Origin of the sequence: Streptomyces sp. YIM 130001, from assembly GCF_003574445.1 — a bacterium.
Taxonomy (GTDB): domain Bacteria; phylum Actinomycetota; class Actinomycetes; order Streptomycetales; family Streptomycetaceae; genus Streptomyces.
In genome coordinates, this window is record NZ_KZ984559.1 from 241,146 (window position 1) to 258,556 (window position 17,411).

Here is a 17,411-nt window from a genome sequence, read left to right on the forward strand (position 1 = left end):
GGCTCCTTCACCGGGCTTGTGATGATCGTATGCCACCCGAGGAAGGGTCACAATGGCTCAGACTCTTGTCTGATTGTTCAACAGTCCCCATGCTGGATGCGTCAACTCGCAGCACCATCAAGGTCCTTGAGAGGTGCACGACCATGAGCACGAGTTCCTCCCCGTCCGACAAGGCAGCCTCGAAGAAGGCCCCGGACACATCTCCGAGTGACGCCGAAGCGGGCCGCATGGCCTGGTTCAGCGAACTGAGCCCCCGCGGCCGACGCGCGTTCTTCGGCGCGTACGGCGGTTACGGCCTGGATGCGTACGACTTCTACGTTCTGCCGCTGAGCATGGCGGCGATCGGCGCGTACTTCGCACTCGACAACGGCCAGACCGGCCTGTTGGCGACCACCACCCTCGTCGTCTCCGCCGTGGGCGGTGCCCTGGCCGGTGTCTTCGCGGATCGCGTGGGCCGGGTGAAGGCCCTGATGTGGACGGTCGGTGTCTACGCCGTCTTCACGGTCGCCTGCGGACTGGCGCCGAACTTCGAAACGCTTCTGGTCTTCCGCGCGTTGCAGGGCCTGGGCTTCGGTGGTGAGTGGGCGGTCGGCGCGGTGCTGGTGGCGGAGTACGCCTCCAGCCGGCATCGCGGGCGCACACTGGGCTGGATCCAGTCGGCCTGGGCGATCGGCTGGGGCCTGGCGGTCCTCGCCTACACAGTCGTCTTCCATCTGGTCGGTGATGATCTGGCCTGGCGGGTGCTGTTCTTCACCGGCGCTCTGCCGGCGCTGCTGCTGATCTACATCCGCCGCAGCGTCACCGACGCACCGGTGGCCAAGGAGCGGCTGCAAGGCGCCGACGGGCGGCACGGCGGCCCCATCGCGTCGTTCGCGGCGATCTTCCGGGGCAGGCTGTTGCGGACGACGCTGCTGGCCGCGCTGATGTCCACCGGTGTCCAAGGCGGCTACTACACGCTGGCGACCTGGATGCCGAACTACCTGGCCACGGAACGGGGCCTGGCGGTCACCGGCGTCGGCGGCTTCCTGGTGGTGCAGATCGCCGGCGCCTTCAGCGGCTACATCACCGGCGCCCATCTCGCCGACCGGCTGGGCCGCCGCGCCACGATCCAGCTCTTCGCGGTGCTGTCCGCCGTCTGTGTCCTCGCGTACTCCCAGGTGCCGGCGGGCTGGGACGGAGTCTCGCTGCTGCTGGGCTTCCCGCTCGGCTTCTGCATGTCGGCGATCTTCTCGAGCTTCGGCTCCTTCCTCGCCGAGCTCTATCCCACCGAAGTCCGCGGCACCGGACAGGGCTTCACCTACAACATGGGCCGCGGTATCGGTGCCGTCTTTCCCACCATCGTCGGCTTCCTCTCCGACAGTTGGGGCGTCGGCGGCGCTCTGACCTTCGCCGCCGCGGGCTACGCCCTGGCCTTCGTCGCGTTGTTCGGCCTGCCCGAGACCAGCGGCACCGAACTGCGCTGAACCCAGCCGACGCCCTACCTCTGGGCGGGCCAACAGAGCGGCGACTCGGGGACGTTGGGGGGCGGAGGACGGATGAGGAACGGTTGCGATGGCGAGCACTGCGACGAGCGGGACGCAGATGAGCTCGAAAGCCACCCACCGCGAGGCGGGTGGACCTCCGGTCGGCCCGTTCCGGCGGCCCGTGGTCGGCGGGCGCCGCTGCGTCGCCGCGGCGGCGCGACAGCGCTGGCCCTGCTCCTTGCGGTGGCCGGGCCGCAGTTGTGGCGCTCCCTGGCGGATCACCTTCCGCCCCGTGCGGCGGCACAGGAACAGGACAAGGATGGGGAGGAGCGCGGAACCCAGCCGGGCTCCGCGTCGCCCGACCGCTCTCGATTCGGGCCACCTGCCTGCCGCGACAGGTCAACCTGGAAGCCCGTGGAGTGGAGGCGACCGGAATCGGCCACGGCTTCGGCCGCGGCGGGGATCGAGGTGCAGGTACGGGCGCGGTTCGAAGGCGGGCGGCTGCTCGGGCTGTGCGGCTGGTGCACGGGGCGCGGGAACTCGCGGCACACGCAGCACACGCAGCACACGCAGCACACGCAGCACACGCAGCACACGCAGCACACGACGGTCGTGTCCGCCTGCTTCCTCACGCGAAGTCCACCGGAGACCGGAGAGAAACCGGGCGCCTCATCCTCCCGGCGCGGGCCGCCGGTCGCACCGGTCGCACCGGACGCACGGACCCGGGGCGCGGCATGGAGCGCCCAGGTCGGGCGGGAAACGCTGTGGTCGGCATGTGGGCACGTCTGGCGGGCGCGCGCGGTCCTGCCCCTTCCCGACGGTGGGACGCGCACTGTCTCCACCGCCGGGTACCGGGTCGACTGCCCGGCGGGAACGGCCCCGGCGCCCAGCGAGATTCCCCAACCAGACGTCGGCACACGGGTATTGGACGCCCGCAGAACCATTGAAGGATCGTTCAACAATCCTCTACGGTGGCCACAGGGCTGAGCCGACGCGACGGCTCCATTCGCGCCCGACTACCCCTGTATGAGGTGTGCATGAGTGCGGTTCGGAGCACGTCAGCAGCCACCGCCGTCGCCGGCGGGAGAGATGCCGGCTGGTCGGGCATGCCTGTCGGCTGCTGGTGGACGGTGTTCGCCCTGCCGAGGCTGCCCGGAATCCGCGGTCGGGAGCTCGGGTGAAGGAGAGGCTCACGGCTGCTTCCGCGCCCGCTGGACTTCCGCCGGTCGACCTCAACGCCGATCTCGGCGAAGGGTTCGGCCGCTGGCAGCTGACCGACGACGAGGCCCTGCTGTCCGCCGTCACCAGCGCCAACGTGGCCTGCGGCTTCCACGCCGGCGACGCCGTGACGATGCGCCGGGTGTGTGACCTGGCCGCCGAGCGTGGCGTGCGTATCGGGGCCCAGATCTCCTATCGGGATCTGGCGGGTTTCGGGCGGCGGGCGATGGATGTGCCGCCGGACGTACTGGCGGCAGAGACCGCGTATCAGATCGGCGGCCTGGCAGTCTTCGCGCGCGCAGCCGGGCTGCGGGTCTCCTACGTCCGACCGCACGGCGCCCTCTACCACCGCGTCCTGGACGACGAAGAGCAGGCCGCTGCCGTGGTCGCGGGCATCCAACTGACCGGTGAGCGGCTGCCGGTGCTGACCATGCCCGGCTCCCGGCTGGCCGCCCGAGCCGTGGCGGCCGGGCTGCCGGCGGTGACGGAGGCGTTCGCGGACCGGGCGTACACGGCGGCGGGACGGCTGGTGCCGCGCGGCAGTGAAGGGGCGGTCGTCCAGGATCCCGAGACGGTTCTCCAGCGCGCGGTGGCTTTGGCGACCGCGGGCGTCGCGGCACCGGGGACAGACGGTGGTCCGTCGGTGGCGCAGCCGCGATCGCTGTGTGTGCATGGCGACACCCCGGGCGCCGCGGAGCTGGCGCGACGGATGCGGGACCGGCTGGTGGCGGCCGGGATCAGGGTCGAGGCCTTCACATGACGGTCGAACGCACACCGCGGTTGCGAGTGCTGCCCTACGGGCCGAACGCACTCCTCGTGGAGTGCGCCGACCATCGTCAAGTCCAGTCACTGCACGCAGAGTTGCTGCACCGTCGTACGGTCGGCGCGCTCCCACCGGTCCGAGAGATCGTGCCAGGGGAACGCACCGTACTGCTGGACGGCCTGGACGACCCGGACACGCTCGCCGGACAGCTCAGCGGCTGGACACTCGCCCGCACTCCCGACGAGGTGCCGGGCCCGGCACTCAGGATCCCGGTGCGATACGACGGTGCGGACCTCGACCACATCGCCCGGCACTGGCAGGTGGATGCCGCCGAGGCCGCCCGGCGGCACAGCGCCGCTCGGTGGCGGGTGGCGTTCTGCGGATTCGTGCCGGGGTTCGCGTATCTCACCGGCGGCTCCGGACTCCCCGCCCTCCCTCGCCGGGCGACGCCGCGCACCCGGGTGCCCGCCGGTGCGGTCGGCCTCGCCGGCCCCTACACCGGGGTCTATCCGCGCGCCTCCCCCGGCGGCTGGCAGCTCATCGGCACCGTCGTCGACATCAGGCTGTGGGATCCGCACCGGGAGCCGGCCGCCCTGCTCGCCCCGGGGGCCCAGGTGTACTTCGAGCCGGTGCCCGGATGACGCGAGGGCTCCTCGACGTCGTCAGAGCCGGGGCGCTGACCACAGTGCAGGACGCCGGCCGCCCGGGCCACGCCCACCTCGGTGTTCCCCACTCCGGCGCCCTGGACCAGCCGGCCAGTCGCCTGGCCAACCGCCTGGTCGGCAACCACTTTGAGGCGGCGGTACTGGAAACCACTTTGGACGGCTGCTCGGTACGCCCACGTCGCACCGTCCTGGCCGCGGTCACCGGCGCGCCCTGCCCGGTGAAGGTCGACGGACGGCCGGCCCCCTGGGGCGCCTGGGTGCGGGTGCCCGCGGGGGCGCTCCTCGAGGTGGGCCCCGCGGTTCGCGGCATCAGGTCCTACGTGGCTTTCGCCGGCGGCATCGACGTCGAGCCGGAGCTGGGCAGCCGGGCCACCGATCGCCTCTCCGGTCTCGGGCCGCCAGCCCTGACCGCCGGGGACACACTCGCACTGGGACCACCGTCGGCCCTCCCTCCCCCGCTCGTCGAGGCGGTTCCGCACCGGGCGCCGCCGGCCCACCTGGTGCTGCGGATCGCGCCGGGGCCGCGGGCGGACTGGTTCACCCCCGCCGCGCTGCGGCTGCTGACTGCGGCACGGTACGTCGTCTCGGCCGGCGACCGGGTCGGGCTACGCCTGCACGGTCCGGTGCTGGCCCGGCGCACCCCCGCCGAACTGCCCAGCGAAGGCGTCGTACTGGGCGCGGTGCAGGTACCGCCGGACGGGCAGCCGCTGGTCTTCCTCGCCGACCACCCCGTCACCGGCGGCTACCCGGTCATCGCGATCGTCGACCGGCGCGATCTGCCGGACGCCGCACAGGCGGTGGCGGGTGTCCCCGTGAGATTCGTTCAGTCCTCGTCCTGGGGGCAGCGGTACTGATCATCCGGTCCCCAGTGGGTGACCGTGCCGTCCTTCTGCGTGAAACGGCCGCAGTACAGGACCAGTTTCTGCTTCTCGTCGGTGTGATGCAGTATCACCAGGGCTTTGTCGCGCGGCGGCCTGGAGCCGTTGTGGGCAGGGATGTCGATCGCCCCGCTGGCGCCCTCGAAGTGCACCCCGTTGTCCAGCTTCGACTTCACCGCCTGGGCATCGGCCTCGCGCGTACTGGAGTACGCACCGTCCGCCGCGTAGGAGAGCACCGTAAGTGCGTCGTAGGCCAGCGCCACGTGCCCGTCGTCGACCCACGGATCGCGGGAGGTGTACTCCCTGATGTAATCGGCGACCAGCTCTTTCGCCTGGTAGTTCTCGTCCGGATGCCCGTCGGGCAGCACGTGCACGGTGTGATAGAGCCGCAGCCAGGACTGTGGGAACTGCCCGCCCAGTGCGGCGTTGGTCAACTCGTTGCCGCCGATCACGGTCAGCGGCCGGCCGGCGCACCCCGAGGCCGGCCCGTACTCGTTGACGAACGCGGTGAACTGCGGCACCCGCGACGCCCAGTAGACGACCGTGCGGGGCTCCAGGCGCAGGGCATCGCAGACCCGCAGTGCGGTGTCGCGGGCCGAGACCTGGGCACCGTGACGGCCGGGAAAGGACACCGTCCGGGCCCTGCCCGGCCCGAAGTTGCGTACGAACTTCTCGGCCAGCTCGTTGGTGTACAGATCACCCGGGTCCTTGACGACCACCGCCTGGGTGGCCGTGTCACAGTTCCCGCCGCCGGTGGAGACGATGCGCCCCTGGTCGGCGAACCGGGCGGCGATCTCCGTCTCACGGTCGTTGTCGGGCGACATCGGACGGTAGTAGTCGCCGGCCTGTTGCATCGCGACCGCGGTCGCCGTCGTGCCGATGATCGGGATGCGGTGCTCGGTGAGCACCTGGGCCGCCTTCTTGGTCACCGCCCGGCTCTCCCGGAAGCCGATCACGCCGACAACGGTGCGGCTGTTCTGCAGGTCCTCGGCACGCTGAGCCTCCTCGGCAACCTTCCCCGCCTCCTGGACGACGTTCCGGAACTTCCGTCCGGCATCGCGCACATCGACGTACAGCCGCACGCGATAGCCCGATTCCTCGGCGGCCAGCGCGTTCAGCCGCCGCTGCGCCAGCCAGATACCACGCAACTCCGGAATCGTCCCGTTCATGACAATCTCGTCGGGGTCATTGTCGATCCCCGAACCGAAGTAGACGACCTTGCGCACGGGCTTGCCGAATTCCGACTCCGCCCTGAGCGCCTGCCGGTTCAGCTTCCCGATCGCCTGGACAACCGCGGCGTACTGCTTACGCGGGCTGCCACCATCCGCGCCGGCACTCTCACCCATGACGGCGGGTCGGGACTGGCCCGCGACCGCGCTCCCGTCGAGGCAACCGGGCTCGGACGGAAAGATCTGCGGCCACAGCCACGGACCGATCAAGGACATCGCGGCCGTCAGTGCCACGACTTCCATCGCCGCTTCGGTGCGAGCGGACGCCCAGTTCAGCGGCCACGTGGGCTGGACAGGCGTCTGGTAGATCCCGTCCGTCGCGAAGAAGCTCTGCTGATCCGGCATCCGCACCAGCAGAGGTGCCGGTGCGGTAGAGCCGACGGGCACCGGCTCGAGCCGCTTCGCCCCCTCGGCCAGGTTCCGGCAGAGCTTCCAGTCGGGCTGCGCGTAGTCGGCCGCCCTGCCGGCTCCGGCCAACAGGAGCGAGGCGCTGCCGGGCGCGCCGAGGCTGCTGCGGTACACGGCAAGCAGCCGGCGGACCGCCACCGCCTCGGGCGCATCGCCCGGGGGCAGGCCGAGCAGGATGACGCGGCGAGTACGCCGGCGTCGGCGCCACGGGAGGAACCTGCCCGGGCGCGCACGGTGCAGATCGGCCAGCAGCGCCCGGAACATCAGCTCCTCCAGGCTCCTGAGCGCCTCCGCCGCGTCGGCGCCCCTCAGCCGTTCTGCCTCCCGGCGCAGTAGTTCGACGGCCTTGTCGAAGACGCTCCCCGAGTGCCCGGTGGGGCGCCACCGGGCATACCAGGCGTGCCGGGAGCGCAGCAGCCGCCGGGACCACCAGCGAGACCAGCACCACCGCGGGAGCGTCCGCAGCACCGGCTCCGCCAGCAGCGTCCGCAGCACCCCGACGAGACTGTCTGCGGGCCCGTCCTGCTCCCGGCCCACCCACTTCTCCATCGTGTGCAGCACCCCGGCCTCGGCACGCCGGGCGTAGCAGTGGTCGCGCAGCGCCCTGCCCTCGAACCGCACACCCGGCGGGGGCGCCATGGCCCAGGCGGCCATGTACTCGACCAGTTCCAGATTGCGTACACGCAGGCTGTCGCCACCGGCCGGCGCGCCTTTGCGCAACTCGGCACCCAGCCGGGAGGTGATGAATTCGTCGAGGAGTTGGCATCCGGCATCGCCCTGCCCCTGAGCCGGTACGGGTACCCCAGGCCACCCCTCCGCGTAGCTCACCCGCCTGTCCGCATCGCTGCCCAGCATCGCCCGCAGCCCGTCCAGCACACGCACGGCCCGACACGACACCTCACCCGGCGGCCCGTCCGTCTCCAGCAGTACCCCGGGACAGACCTCCTCCCGCAGCGACTGCGACCGGAGCGGCAGCACGGCCGCGGCGAAACTTCGCAGAAAGTCGTCGGAGGCGGCACCGAGCGGAAACGGCTTCGGGAAGTCAACTCCCATGCGAATCACCCCAGTTAGGTCATTTTCAAGCTAGAGGCTTGTAGGACGATCCGGCAATACTCCGTACCAACGATGTGCGGCGCGGACGCGTCGGCGCGGGTCGCCGAGCAGACTTCGGGGTGACCTGGTGATGGCATTCCTGGCGCCGGCAGGTGCCGCACAGCGGCACCTGGGCCCCCGAGCCCCCGAGGGGAGCACAGAGCACTGCTCGATGCGACGGTCGGTCACGACACCTCGACGCCCAGCCACTGGGGCCCGCCCACGCAACTGGGTCCAAACTGACGGATGTCATTGACAGTTGGGGGTGGTCCCTCACAACTGGAAGACCTGCATGCCGACCGAACGCGATCAGCGCCTCAACGCCCTCGCCCTCGCCCTCGCCCTCGCCCACAGGACTGACGCCGCCCGACTCGCGCCGCCAGCACCTGTCTTGGGTCGTCAGGTCCGGATCGGCGGCGCACTCATCGCTGCCGTCAGGAACGTGATCGCCCATCGCCGGGACGCCTCGCCCGCTACCGAGGACACGCAGCCGGGAGAGGGCAGCTGGTAGGCCTGGAGACGGTCGACAGCCGTCACGGCAAGGATCCCCCGCATCCGGAACCACAGCTCCTCCGGGGAGAGTCCTGGCAGGACGCGCGCAAAGGCCGCGAAGTACCGCTCACGGACCGAGTCCTCTTCCGCGCCCGTCCAGCTGCGTGCTTCCTCGGCCGGGTCGCTGAGGATCGTCACGATCAGCCGGGACGTGCGGGCGCCGCCCGCGTCGCCGGCCGGCATCTCGTCGAACAGCGGTCCCGCGAAAGCCTCCACCAGCTCGCCGACCGGCGGGTCGGGGGTCCGGGCGAGCAAGGCGTCGAGCCCGGCGCACTGAGCCGCATTGATGGGTTCGATCACCCGGCGGGCGACCGCGGCCATCAGCTCCGCCTTCGAGCCGAAGTGGTAGCCGACGGCGGCCAGGTTCGCTCCGGCAAGTCTGGTGATCGCGCGGATCGAGGTGCCGCGGTATCCGTTCTCGGCGAAGAGGTGCTCGGCCGCGTCGAGGAGCTGGGTTCGGGTGTCGGAGGTTGCCACACGAGGGACTCTACATACGCTTGAATGAAACGAACGTATGAATCAAACGAACGACTGAAAGAGGATTCGTTGTGAAGCTGCTCGTATACGGCGCCGGGGTCTGCGGCAGCGTGTTCGCCGCCCGCATGCATGAGGCCGGCCACGATGTCTCGCTTATCGCCCGGGGCAGGCGTCTGACGGCGCTGCGCGGGCAGGGAGTGCTGCTCGCGGAGTCGGGCGGCCCCGTCAGGAGGGTGCCGGTACCGGTGACAGAGCAGCCGGACGGCGGGTACGACCTGATCACCGTCTTCGTCCGCACCCACCAGGTGGACGCGGTGCTGGAATCACTCGCCGGTGTCCAGGGTGACGTGCTGTTCCTGCTCAACTGGGCAGCAGGCCCCGAGACACTGGGTGCGGCGCTCGGCCATGAGCGGGTGCTGCTCGGCTTCCCTCGACCGGCGGCACGATGGACGGCGACGTGGTCCGCTACCGCAAGACCAATTTCCTCACTCGCCGGGTCGCGATGCCGATCGGTGAACCCGACGGCCGTGCCACCCCGCGACTGGAACGGATCGTGGCGGCGTTCCGTACCGCCGGGATCAACGCCAGGGCCGAGCCGCAGATGGACGCCTGGCTCAGGACGCACGCCGCGTTCGAGGTGCCGCTCGGTCAGGCGGTGCACGCGGCGGGCGGTCCGGTGGCGCTGAGCGACGATCCGGCCGCGGTTCGCGGCATGCTCCGCCTCATGCGCCGGAATCTCGCCGCGATGGAGACACCGCCGGTACCACGGGCGTTCGCCGCGTTGCGGGCTCTGCCGCAAAAGCTCCTTGTGGCCGTGCTCCGGCGCTTCCTGAAGAGCCCGACGGCCGTGGACAGCGGACTCAGCGACCGCTCGCCCTCCACGTCGGCCGAACTCGAGCGGCTGGCCGAACAGCTCAGTGCCCCTGCCGGAGCCCGCTGAGCGACCCAGGACGGCGAAAGCCTCACCCCGCACGGCACCGCCAGTCCCGCAGCCCCGCCTCCGCTTGCTCCAGGGACGGCTACCGCTGACCCCATGACCGTTTCGGTAGCAACCGGGCGTCCGACAAACGGAGTTGGCGTGGCGTTTCCCCCTTGGGGCCGCACCCGTCAGATGGTGCGGAGCTACAGGGCGGCGAACGTCGGTTGATGCAGCACCAGTTCGTTGGTTGGTGCAGCACCAGGTTTCAGACACTGCCCAGCTCAACGTTCAAGGGAGTTGACTTCCTTGATGAGCGGCGACCGGGCAGCGAGTGGCGGGCAGGAACCCGACTGCCCGCGCGGCTCGGCACCGACTCCCTGTGCCTCGGCTGTCCGGCATGCCGTCGGCGATCTCCTGCGGAGGGTTCACATCCCGGCAGCCGCCCGCAGCCGAGGCAGTGCCCGAACCATGCGAGTCCGACATGGTATGGCCGACATACGCACCTTCTGGGATGCTGAGCGACTCTCGTCATACAGGTCGTACAGAAGGATGCTGATCCATGGCAACGGGGAAACCGACCACGTACCTCCTCGACAGCGGCACCGATCTCGGCGCTGAGCAGCTCGATCACCTGTCGCTGCTGCTCGACGCCCATTCGTTCGAGAACCTCGATCCCCTCGTCCGCCCCGGTCATCACTGCCTCGAGATCGGCGCGGGTGGCGGCACCATCGCCCGCGGCCTGGTCGAGCGCGTCGGGCCGACGGGCAAGGTGATCGCGATCGACATCGAGACGGGGCGCGTCGCCGCGACGCCGGGTCTGGAGGTGCGAGAGCACGACATCACCACCGGGGCCCCCGACGGCGGCCCGTTCGACGTGATCCACGCTCGCCTCGTCCTCATGCATCTGCCGCAGCGCCGGGAGATCATCGCGAAACTGATGGACGCCCTCGTACCCGGCGGATGGCTGGTGATCGGCGAGTTCAAGGGCCCCCACCTGGAGGTGGTCTCCGCGCCGAACCCGGACGACGCCCGCGTCTTCCAACGCGTCGTGGAAACCGTCATCACACAGATCGGCATGCCCGGCGGCATCTCGTACACGTGGGCCACAGAAGTAGACGCGTGCATGATGCGAACCGGCCTGGTCAACGTCGAGAGTCGCCGCTACGCCCGCACCGTGACCGGCGGCAGTGCCGGATGTCTCCTGCTCCGCAACTACGTTCTTCAAGTCGCATCACACTTGGGGAAAACCGACCTCACGGAGGCCGAAGTGCACCGCTTCTTCGACCTGATGGGCAATCCCGAATTCCGGTGCTGGCTCTTCGAGTTGACCTACGTGCGCGCACAGCGAATCGACGGGTGAGCGCGTTCGCACCGACCGCGACGGCAGCTGAGCAGCAGCGTCGGGCGTCGTCCGACCAACAGGTCGCGCCGGTGACGGGCGGCGGCAACTTCCGTGCCGAACAGGCCGCCCTTGCCGGAGCTGCCCGATCGGGGCGCGCTCGCCTCGTTGGGCAGCGACGCCGCGTGCAGGGGCCGCCGTGCCGGACGAGTCGAGTCGACGCCGCTTTTCGTTCCACATCCGTCTCGCGTCGGGGTCCTCCCGCGGAGCAACGAGAAAGCCCAACTCCCGTTCACTGATGCCATGTCGGCCCTCCGGACCCCGCCGCGTCCGCCAGCCGGCCCGCTACCCGGGACCTCCGGTGAACACCAGGGCTCTGCACCGCGTACCAGACATCAAGACCGGTGACGCAGGCAACGCCACGCAGACCAAGGGAGATCGACATGACCGACGTACCGACCGCACGGCGCTCCGCACCGCCTGAGTCGCCTCCGTCAGCCCCGGCGCCGGGTCGCCGGCCCACTCGGCGGGCGACGCTCGCCGCCGCGGGCGCCGTCGGTCTCACCGCGGCGGTCGCCGCCTGCGGGGGCAGCGAGGGCTCGGACCCTGGCGACAACGCTCCGGCGGAGCGAAAGCCGGATGCCGAGGGAGAGGAAGGCGGGAACTCCCCCGACGGCGGCGGTGAAAGCGGCGCAGTGCTGGCGCGGACAGCTGACATCCCGGAGGGAGGCGGGACGGTCTTCAAGGACGAAGGGGTGGTGGTCACCCAGCCGACTGCCGGGCAGTTCAGGGCCTTCTCGGCCAAGTGCACGCATCAGGGCTGTGCGGTGAAGGACGTGTCCGGCGGGGCCATCAACTGCCCTTGCCACAACAGCAGGTTCGACGTCTCCGACGGCGGTGTGCAGGGCGGTCCCGCGACCCGGCCGCTGCCCGCAGCCAAGATCTCCGTGTCCGGCGGCGCGATCCGCCTCGCGTGAGCGGCGGCGACGAGCCGGGGAAGCGCAGGGGCGGGAGGCGTCAGCGGGCAACGCGATCGGCCGGAAGCGGGAATCGTGAACAGGCACCCGCTCAGGCTCGTCCGTGCTGCTGCTTCCATGCCCCGAGTACGTCGTCCGTGGAGGTCACCGTGGCGACCAGCGCCAGCGTGTGGCGCACCACCGCGGGCGTGTAGTCGGCGGGCACCCCCGCGATGGCGTCCTGGGGAACCACGGCGGTGTACCCCAGATTGACCGCGTCGAAGACGGCGTTGGGGATCGCCACATTCGCCGATACGCCGGTGACGACCAGGGTGCGGCAGCCCAGATTGCGCAGCAGGGCGTCGACGTCGGTTCCGGCGATCGGGGACAGGCCGTGCAGCCGGCGTACGACGATGTCCGCGTCCGCGACCTGGACCGGGGCGGCGATCCGGACCGCGCGGGAGCCCGCGAGCTGCAGGACCGGTAGGCGTTCGGTGGCGCGGAACAGCCTGGCGTTGCGGTTGGCGCCGCGTCCGTCCGGACGGCGCTCGGCCACCGCGTGCAGCACCTGCACGGAGGCGGCGTGGGCGGCGGACACCAGTCGGGCGATCCGGTCGAGTGCGCCCGACGACCGCGCCTGTTCGGCCAGTTCGGGCAGCGCGCTGTCGGTGCCGACCACACCCTCCTGGCACTCCACGGTGAGCAGCACGGTGGTGGCCGGGTCGAGCAGTTCCCTGAGCTTCTCGGTCGACGGCATGCTTCCTCGCTTCAACGGCCTGAAGTTCCAAGGGGCTTGGCCCGTTGGTCATTTCGGTACGGCGGCGCCGAGTGCGGCGCGAGGGTAACGCCCATTGCGTCCGGAAGGAAGACGATCCATGCTGCACTGACGAATCATCAGAAACGGTCGGTGCGGCGCCCGCGCGGCGCCGGGACCGCCGGTGAGGAGGTCCGGATGGCCGACACCGCCCAGCGCAGGGGCCGCAGAATCATGATGACCCCGCAGGAACTGGACGCGTTCCTGTCCGAGCAACGCACCTGCCGGGTCGCGACGGTCTCCGCGGACGGCACGCCGCATGCCAGCACGCTCTGGTTCGTCTGGGACGGCGCCTCGCTGTGGCTGTACTCGATCACACGCAGCCGACGCTGGTCGGATCTCCGTCAGGACGGGCGGATCGCGGTCGTGGTGGACAGCGGGGAGGAGTACGGCGAGCTGCGCGGCGCGGAGCTGTCCGGCCGCGTGGAGTTCGTGGGCGAGTCACCCCGTACGGGCGAACCCTGCCCCGAACTCGTAGAGCCCGAGCGGCTGTTCACCCGCAAGAACTTCGGTCTCGAGACGATGCCGCACGACGGACGGCACGCCTGGGTCCGACTCACTCCGGACAAGGTGGCGTCCTGGGACTTCCGCAAACTGGCGGAGCTCTGAGGGGCCCCTTCTCCCCCGGCACTCAAGCCACCTGCTCCCCCGCCCTGCGCAACGCCCCCACCGCCGCCCGGATGGACGGGCGGCGGTCCGCGTCCGCCCGCCAGACCACGTAGATCTGCCGGCTCATACCGCGCCGCAGCGGTACCACCCGCACCCCTTCGGGCAACGGTCCCCGACCGAGGCGCGGCGCGACGCACACACCCAGACCCGCTGCCACCAAGGCGAGTTGGGTGTGATGCTCCCCCGCGGCGTGCGCGATGCGCGGCTCGATGTCCTTGGCGCGGAGGGTGAACATCAGCCAGTCGTGGCAGTACTCCCCGGCCGGCCAGGAGATCCATTCGTCATCGGCGAACTCCTCGAGACTCGCCTCACTGCGCCCGGCGAGGGGATGCGCGGCGGGCAGGGCGACATCGGCCGGGTCGTCGAGCAACGCGGCCTTGGCCAGGCCGTCGGGGACCGGCAGTGGCTTGTTGTACCAGTCGAGGACGACCGCGAGGTCCAGATCACCGCGCACCACGGCTCGGGCTCCGTCCTCCGGCTCCAACTCCTGGGAACGGACCCGCAGTCCTGGATGCTCGGCGCGCAGGGCCGCCAGGGCGGACGGGAACAGGCCGCGCGCCGCGGTGGGGAAGGCAGCCATCCGCAGCTCGCCGACGGCCTGGCCACGCTGCGCCTCGAGGTCCGATCTGGCCAGCTCGACCTGCGACAGGATCCGCCCCGCGTGCTCGGCGAGCAGCCGGCCGGCGTCGGTGAGGCGTACCCCCCGGCCGTTCTTCGCCAGCAACTGCTGCCCGACCTCGCGCTCCAGCTTGGTCATCTGCTGCGAGACCGCCGAGGTCGTGACGTGCAACCCGGCGGCGGCACCGCTGACCGAACCGTGCCTGGCGAGGGCGTCCAGCGTGCGCAGGCGCTCCAGATTCAACATGTAAGCGATACTAAGCGATAGCTGGCAGATACTCTCGCTTGTGCTACGAGGTTCGGCAACTCATCGTGGAGCCATGGCCTCCCGCACCCCGCTGCACCCCACCCCCACCGGGCCCGGCACTCCCGGCGTGCGAGCGCCCGGCGCACCCCGCTCCGGCGGCTCCCGGCGGGGCCTGCCTGCCGTGGACTGGCGGATCCGATTCGCCCTGCTCTCGCTGATCTGGGGGTTCAGCTTCCTGCTCATCAAGGTCGGCACCGAGAGCTTCGCCCCCTTCCAAGTCACTTTCGGCAGGCTGCTGTTCGGTTCCCTCGTCCTGATCGCCGCGCTGATCTGGAAACGCGAGAGGCTGCCGCGGGACGCACGCACCTGGGGTCGTCTGGCCGTCGCGGCCTTGCTCCTGAACGCCGCACCGTTCTCGCTCTTCGCCTTCGCCGAGACATCCATCCCGTCCGCGCTGGCCGGCATCTGCAATGCGACCTCACCGCTGTGGGGCATGGCCCTGTCCCTGGTCGCCCTCTCGGAGGACCGTCCCACACGACGCAGGTTCGCCGGGCTCGGCATCGGCTTCCTCGGGGTGCTGACCGTGCTCGGAGCCTGGCAGGGATTCGACGGCCTCGACGTGACCGGCGCGTCCCTGGCGCTGCTCGCCTCGCTGAGCTATCCGATCGGGTGGATCTACGTCCGGCGCACGCTGGCCGGCAGCCCCGAGTCCCATCTCTCGCTGAGCAGCGCCCAGTTGCTCGTCGCCACCGCGCAACTCGCCGTCGTGACACCCTTGTTCACGTCAACCCCGTCCGCCTTTCCGGTCGTTCCGCTCCTCGGTGTGGCGGCGCTCGGTGCGCTCGGTACGGGCCTCGCGTTCTTGCTCCAGTACGGGCTCGTCGCCGAAGTCGGCCCGACCACGGCCCAGATGGTCACCTACTTCATCCCCGTGATCGCGACCGTGGCCGGAGTCGCCGTACTCGGCGAGACGCTGACGTGGTCGACCCCGGTGGGCGCCCTGGTCATCCTCGCGGGTGCCGCGCTCACCCGCCCCGGGGCACCGTCCCGCACCCGCCCGCCGGACGCTCACTCGTAGCGGCGCACCGGTGAGGCGCCGACGGCCGCAGCCAGCACATCGGCGATGCGCGCCATGTCCGCGGGCTCGAGCGCGGAGACCGTCACCCGCACCCCGGGCCCGGCGTTCATCCGGAATCGCGCCCCGGGAGCCACCGCCCAGCCACCGTGCAGCAGCCGGGCCACCGCGGCGGTCTCGTCCGGCACCGGAATCCAGACGTTCATCCCGCTGCGCCCGCGCGAGGGGATCCCACGCGCCGCCAGCGCGGTGATCAAGGCGTCCCGCCTGCGCCCGTAACTCCCGGCCACCGCCTGCGGATCCACCGCCCCGTCCGCCCACAGACGTACCACCGCGTTCTGTACGAGCCTGCTCACCCACCCGGGCCCCAGACGCTGCCGGCCGCGCACCCGGTCGACGGTGACGGGGTCGCCGGTGAGCACGGCGAGCCGCAGATCGGGGCCGTACGCCTTGGCGGTCGACCGGACCAGGGCCCAGTGCGTGGTGACACCGGCCAGCGGACACAGCGGGTCGGAGACGATGCCGTGCCCGTGGTCGTCCTCGATCAGCAGCACGTCGGGGTGCCGGCCGAGCACCTCGCGCAGCTCCCGCGCCCGCGCCTCGCCCACCGCGGCGCCGGTGGGGTTCTGCGCCCGGTCGGTGACGACCACGGCTCGCACCCCCGCATCCAACGCCCGCTGCACATCGGACGGCAGCGGCCCCTCGTCGTCGACCCCGACCGGTACGGCACGCAGGCCGACAGCCGGGACCAGATCGAGCATGCTGCCCCAACCCGGGTCCTCCACCGCGACCGCGTCACCGGGACGCAGGTGTGCGGCCAGCACGCGCTCGATCGCGTCGAGCGACCCGGAAGTGATTACGATCGGCCCGCCGGGAATGCCGTCGGCGGCGAACGCGGCCCGCGCGAGGCGCTCCAACTCGGGCTCCACATCGCTCTCCCCGTAGAGCACGGGACGCTTGTCGGCCTCCGCCGCCGCAGCCGTGAAAGCGGCGGCCAGCGGTGGCAGCAGCGCCGGGTCCGGGTTCCCGGCGGAGATGTCGAGGACTCCGGGCGGCACCTCGACCCGGATCGAGTCCCGGGCCGTACTCACCGGCCGGGGACGGATACGACTCCCGCGCCGCCCCGCCGTCTCGATGACCCCGCGTTCCCTGAGGGTGCGGTACGCGGCGGCGACCGTATTGGGATTCACGCCCAGCTCGGCGGCCAACTCCCGCATGGCGGGCAGAAGTTGACCAGGCTCGAGCTCCCCTCGGCCGACCGCGCCTTCAATATCGGCGGCAATCTCGACTGCACGCCGCCCAGTGATCCGATAACCTTCTAGCACAAAGAACATTATGCACTAGTGCAATGGAGTTCGCCATGACAGTGTCCCAGGACGCCTATCCCGCCACCGACCGGTCGACGCCCACCCGCGGCCGGGACCGCGCCGACTACGACCGCACCCTGGTGCACTCGGTACTCGACACCGCCTACGTCTGCCACCTCGGCTTCGTACGGGACGGCGCACCCGTCGTCCTGCCGACGCTCTACGCGCGCGTGGGCGAACGTCTTTACGTTCACGGTTCGACCGGATCGCGTCCGCTGCACATGGCAGGACAGTGCGACCCCGGCCTGCCGGTGTGCCTGACGGTGACCCATGTCGACGGCCTGGTGCTCGCCAGGTCCGCCTTCCACCACTCCGTCAACTACCGGTCGGTGGTCGTGCACGGCATCGCCCGCCAGGTCACCGACCAGGACGAACGCAGCGCGGCGCTGGACGCTCTGGTGGACCACGCGATCCCCGGCCGGTCCGCCGACAGCCGCCCGGCGAACGCCAAGGAGTTGGCCGCCACCGCCGTACTGAGCATCGACCTGGCCGAGGTCTCCGCCAAGGTCCGCACCGGCGGTCCGAACGACGACGCCGAGGACACCGGACTCCCGTACTGGACCGGCGTCATCCCGCTGCAGCAGACGCAGGCCGCCCCGATCCCGGCGGACGACCTCGCGCCGGGCATTCCGGTGCCCGACTATCTGGAGGCGCGGTAGCGC

Annotated in this window: 15 protein-coding genes and 1 pseudogene; 11 read left to right on the forward strand and 5 right to left on the reverse strand. The window is 70.9% G+C overall.

Annotation, left to right across the window (positions count from 1 at the left end; genetic code table 11):
• Positions 1–143 precede the first annotated feature (143 nt).
• The 4 genes from DSC45_RS22275 to DSC45_RS22290 all read left to right on the forward strand — a co-directional run bounded on the left by DSC45_RS22275 (position 144) and on the right by DSC45_RS22290 (position 4,963).
• A complete protein-coding gene (locus tag DSC45_RS22275) occupies positions 144–1,463 on the forward strand; it encodes an MFS transporter (RefSeq protein ID WP_119293669.1) in 1,320 nt (439 codons plus the stop codon).
• A gap of 1,177 nt (positions 1,464–2,640) precedes the next feature.
• Positions 2,641–3,441 (forward strand): LamB/YcsF family protein, encoded by an 801-nt coding sequence (locus tag DSC45_RS22280; protein WP_119293670.1) that lies wholly within the window; start codon positions 2,641–2,643, stop codon positions 3,439–3,441.
• Complete coding sequence (locus DSC45_RS22285) at positions 3,438–4,085, forward strand: 5-oxoprolinase subunit B family protein (RefSeq protein ID WP_119293671.1); 648 nt, start codon at positions 3,438–3,440, stop codon at positions 4,083–4,085. Before DSC45_RS22280 ends, DSC45_RS22285 begins: the two co-directional genes overlap by 4 nt.
• The gene (locus DSC45_RS22290; RefSeq protein ID WP_119293672.1) at positions 4,082–4,963 is read left to right on the forward strand and encodes a 5-oxoprolinase subunit C family protein; all 882 of its coding nucleotides are present in this window, start codon (positions 4,082–4,084) and stop codon (positions 4,961–4,963) included. The genes DSC45_RS22285 and DSC45_RS22290 overlap by 4 nt, the downstream gene beginning before the upstream one ends.
• Here DSC45_RS22290 and DSC45_RS22295 read toward each other — a convergent pair.
• Positions 4,933–7,677, reverse strand: a complete 2,745-nt coding sequence (locus DSC45_RS22295; RefSeq protein ID WP_162929300.1) for a type 1 periplasmic-binding domain-containing protein — start codon at positions 7,675–7,677, stop codon at positions 4,933–4,935. The genes DSC45_RS22290 and DSC45_RS22295 overlap by 31 nt on opposite strands.
• A gap of 438 nt (positions 7,678–8,115) precedes the next feature.
• Positions 8,116–8,745, reverse strand: coding sequence for a TetR/AcrR family transcriptional regulator (locus tag DSC45_RS22305; RefSeq protein WP_119293675.1), 630 nt, complete (start codon positions 8,743–8,745; stop codon positions 8,116–8,118).
• A 125-nt stretch (positions 8,746–8,870) separates the two neighbouring features.
• On the opposite strand from DSC45_RS22305, the pseudogene DSC45_RS36475 reads away from it, so the two are divergent.
• The 4 genes and pseudogenes from DSC45_RS36475 to DSC45_RS22320 all read left to right on the forward strand — a co-directional run.
• Positions 8,871–9,113, forward strand: a pseudogene (locus DSC45_RS36475) (2-dehydropantoate 2-reductase N-terminal domain-containing protein); the annotation flags it as partial.
• A gap of 77 nt (positions 9,114–9,190) precedes the next feature.
• The gene (locus tag DSC45_RS36480; RefSeq protein ID WP_240434778.1) at positions 9,191–9,685 is read left to right on the forward strand and encodes a ketopantoate reductase family protein; all 495 of its coding nucleotides are present in this window, start codon (positions 9,191–9,193) and stop codon (positions 9,683–9,685) included.
• A 538-nt stretch (positions 9,686–10,223) separates the two neighbouring features.
• A complete protein-coding gene (locus DSC45_RS22315) occupies positions 10,224–11,024 on the forward strand; it encodes a class I SAM-dependent methyltransferase (RefSeq protein ID WP_119293676.1) in 801 nt (266 codons plus the stop codon).
• A 422-nt stretch (positions 11,025–11,446) separates the two neighbouring features.
• Positions 11,447–11,980: a Rieske (2Fe-2S) protein gene (locus DSC45_RS22320; RefSeq protein WP_119293677.1), complete on the forward strand. Its 534-nt coding sequence runs from the start codon at positions 11,447–11,449 to the stop codon at positions 11,978–11,980.
• Positions 11,981–12,071: 91 nt separating this feature from the next.
• Here the strand turns inward: DSC45_RS22320 and DSC45_RS22325 are convergent, their stop codons facing one another.
• A complete protein-coding gene (locus DSC45_RS22325; protein WP_119293678.1) occupies positions 12,072–12,716 on the reverse strand; it encodes a cysteine hydrolase family protein in 645 nt (214 codons plus the stop codon).
• A gap of 195 nt (positions 12,717–12,911) precedes the next feature.
• Here DSC45_RS22325 and DSC45_RS22330 point away from each other — a divergent pair, with 195 nt between their 5' ends.
• Positions 12,912–13,382 (forward strand): pyridoxamine 5'-phosphate oxidase family protein, encoded by a 471-nt coding sequence (locus DSC45_RS22330; protein ID WP_119293679.1) that lies wholly within the window; start codon positions 12,912–12,914, stop codon positions 13,380–13,382.
• A 22-nt stretch (positions 13,383–13,404) separates the two neighbouring features.
• Here the strand turns inward: DSC45_RS22330 and DSC45_RS22335 are convergent, their stop codons facing one another.
• Positions 13,405–14,307 carry a LysR family transcriptional regulator gene (locus DSC45_RS22335; protein ID WP_119293680.1) on the reverse strand — a complete coding sequence of 301 codons (903 nt, stop codon included), beginning with the start codon at positions 14,305–14,307 and terminating at the stop codon, positions 13,405–13,407.
• A gap of 73 nt (positions 14,308–14,380) precedes the next feature.
• Here DSC45_RS22335 and DSC45_RS22340 point away from each other — a divergent pair, with 73 nt between their 5' ends.
• Positions 14,381–15,385: a DMT family transporter gene (locus DSC45_RS22340; RefSeq protein WP_119293681.1), complete on the forward strand. Its 1,005-nt coding sequence runs from the start codon at positions 14,381–14,383 to the stop codon at positions 15,383–15,385.
• Here the strand turns inward: DSC45_RS22340 and DSC45_RS22345 are convergent.
• Entirely contained in the window at positions 15,376–16,707 is a 1,332-nt protein-coding gene (locus DSC45_RS22345; RefSeq protein ID WP_119293727.1) for an aminotransferase class I/II-fold pyridoxal phosphate-dependent enzyme, read from the reverse strand. The genes DSC45_RS22340 and DSC45_RS22345 overlap by 10 nt on opposite strands.
• Before the next feature lie 35 nt (positions 16,708–16,742).
• On the opposite strand from DSC45_RS22345, the gene DSC45_RS22350 reads away from it, so the two are divergent.
• Complete coding sequence (locus DSC45_RS22350) at positions 16,743–17,408, forward strand: pyridoxamine 5'-phosphate oxidase family protein (protein WP_240434774.1); 666 nt, start codon at positions 16,743–16,745, stop codon at positions 17,406–17,408.
• The last annotated feature ends 3 nt before the right edge of the window (positions 17,409–17,411 follow it).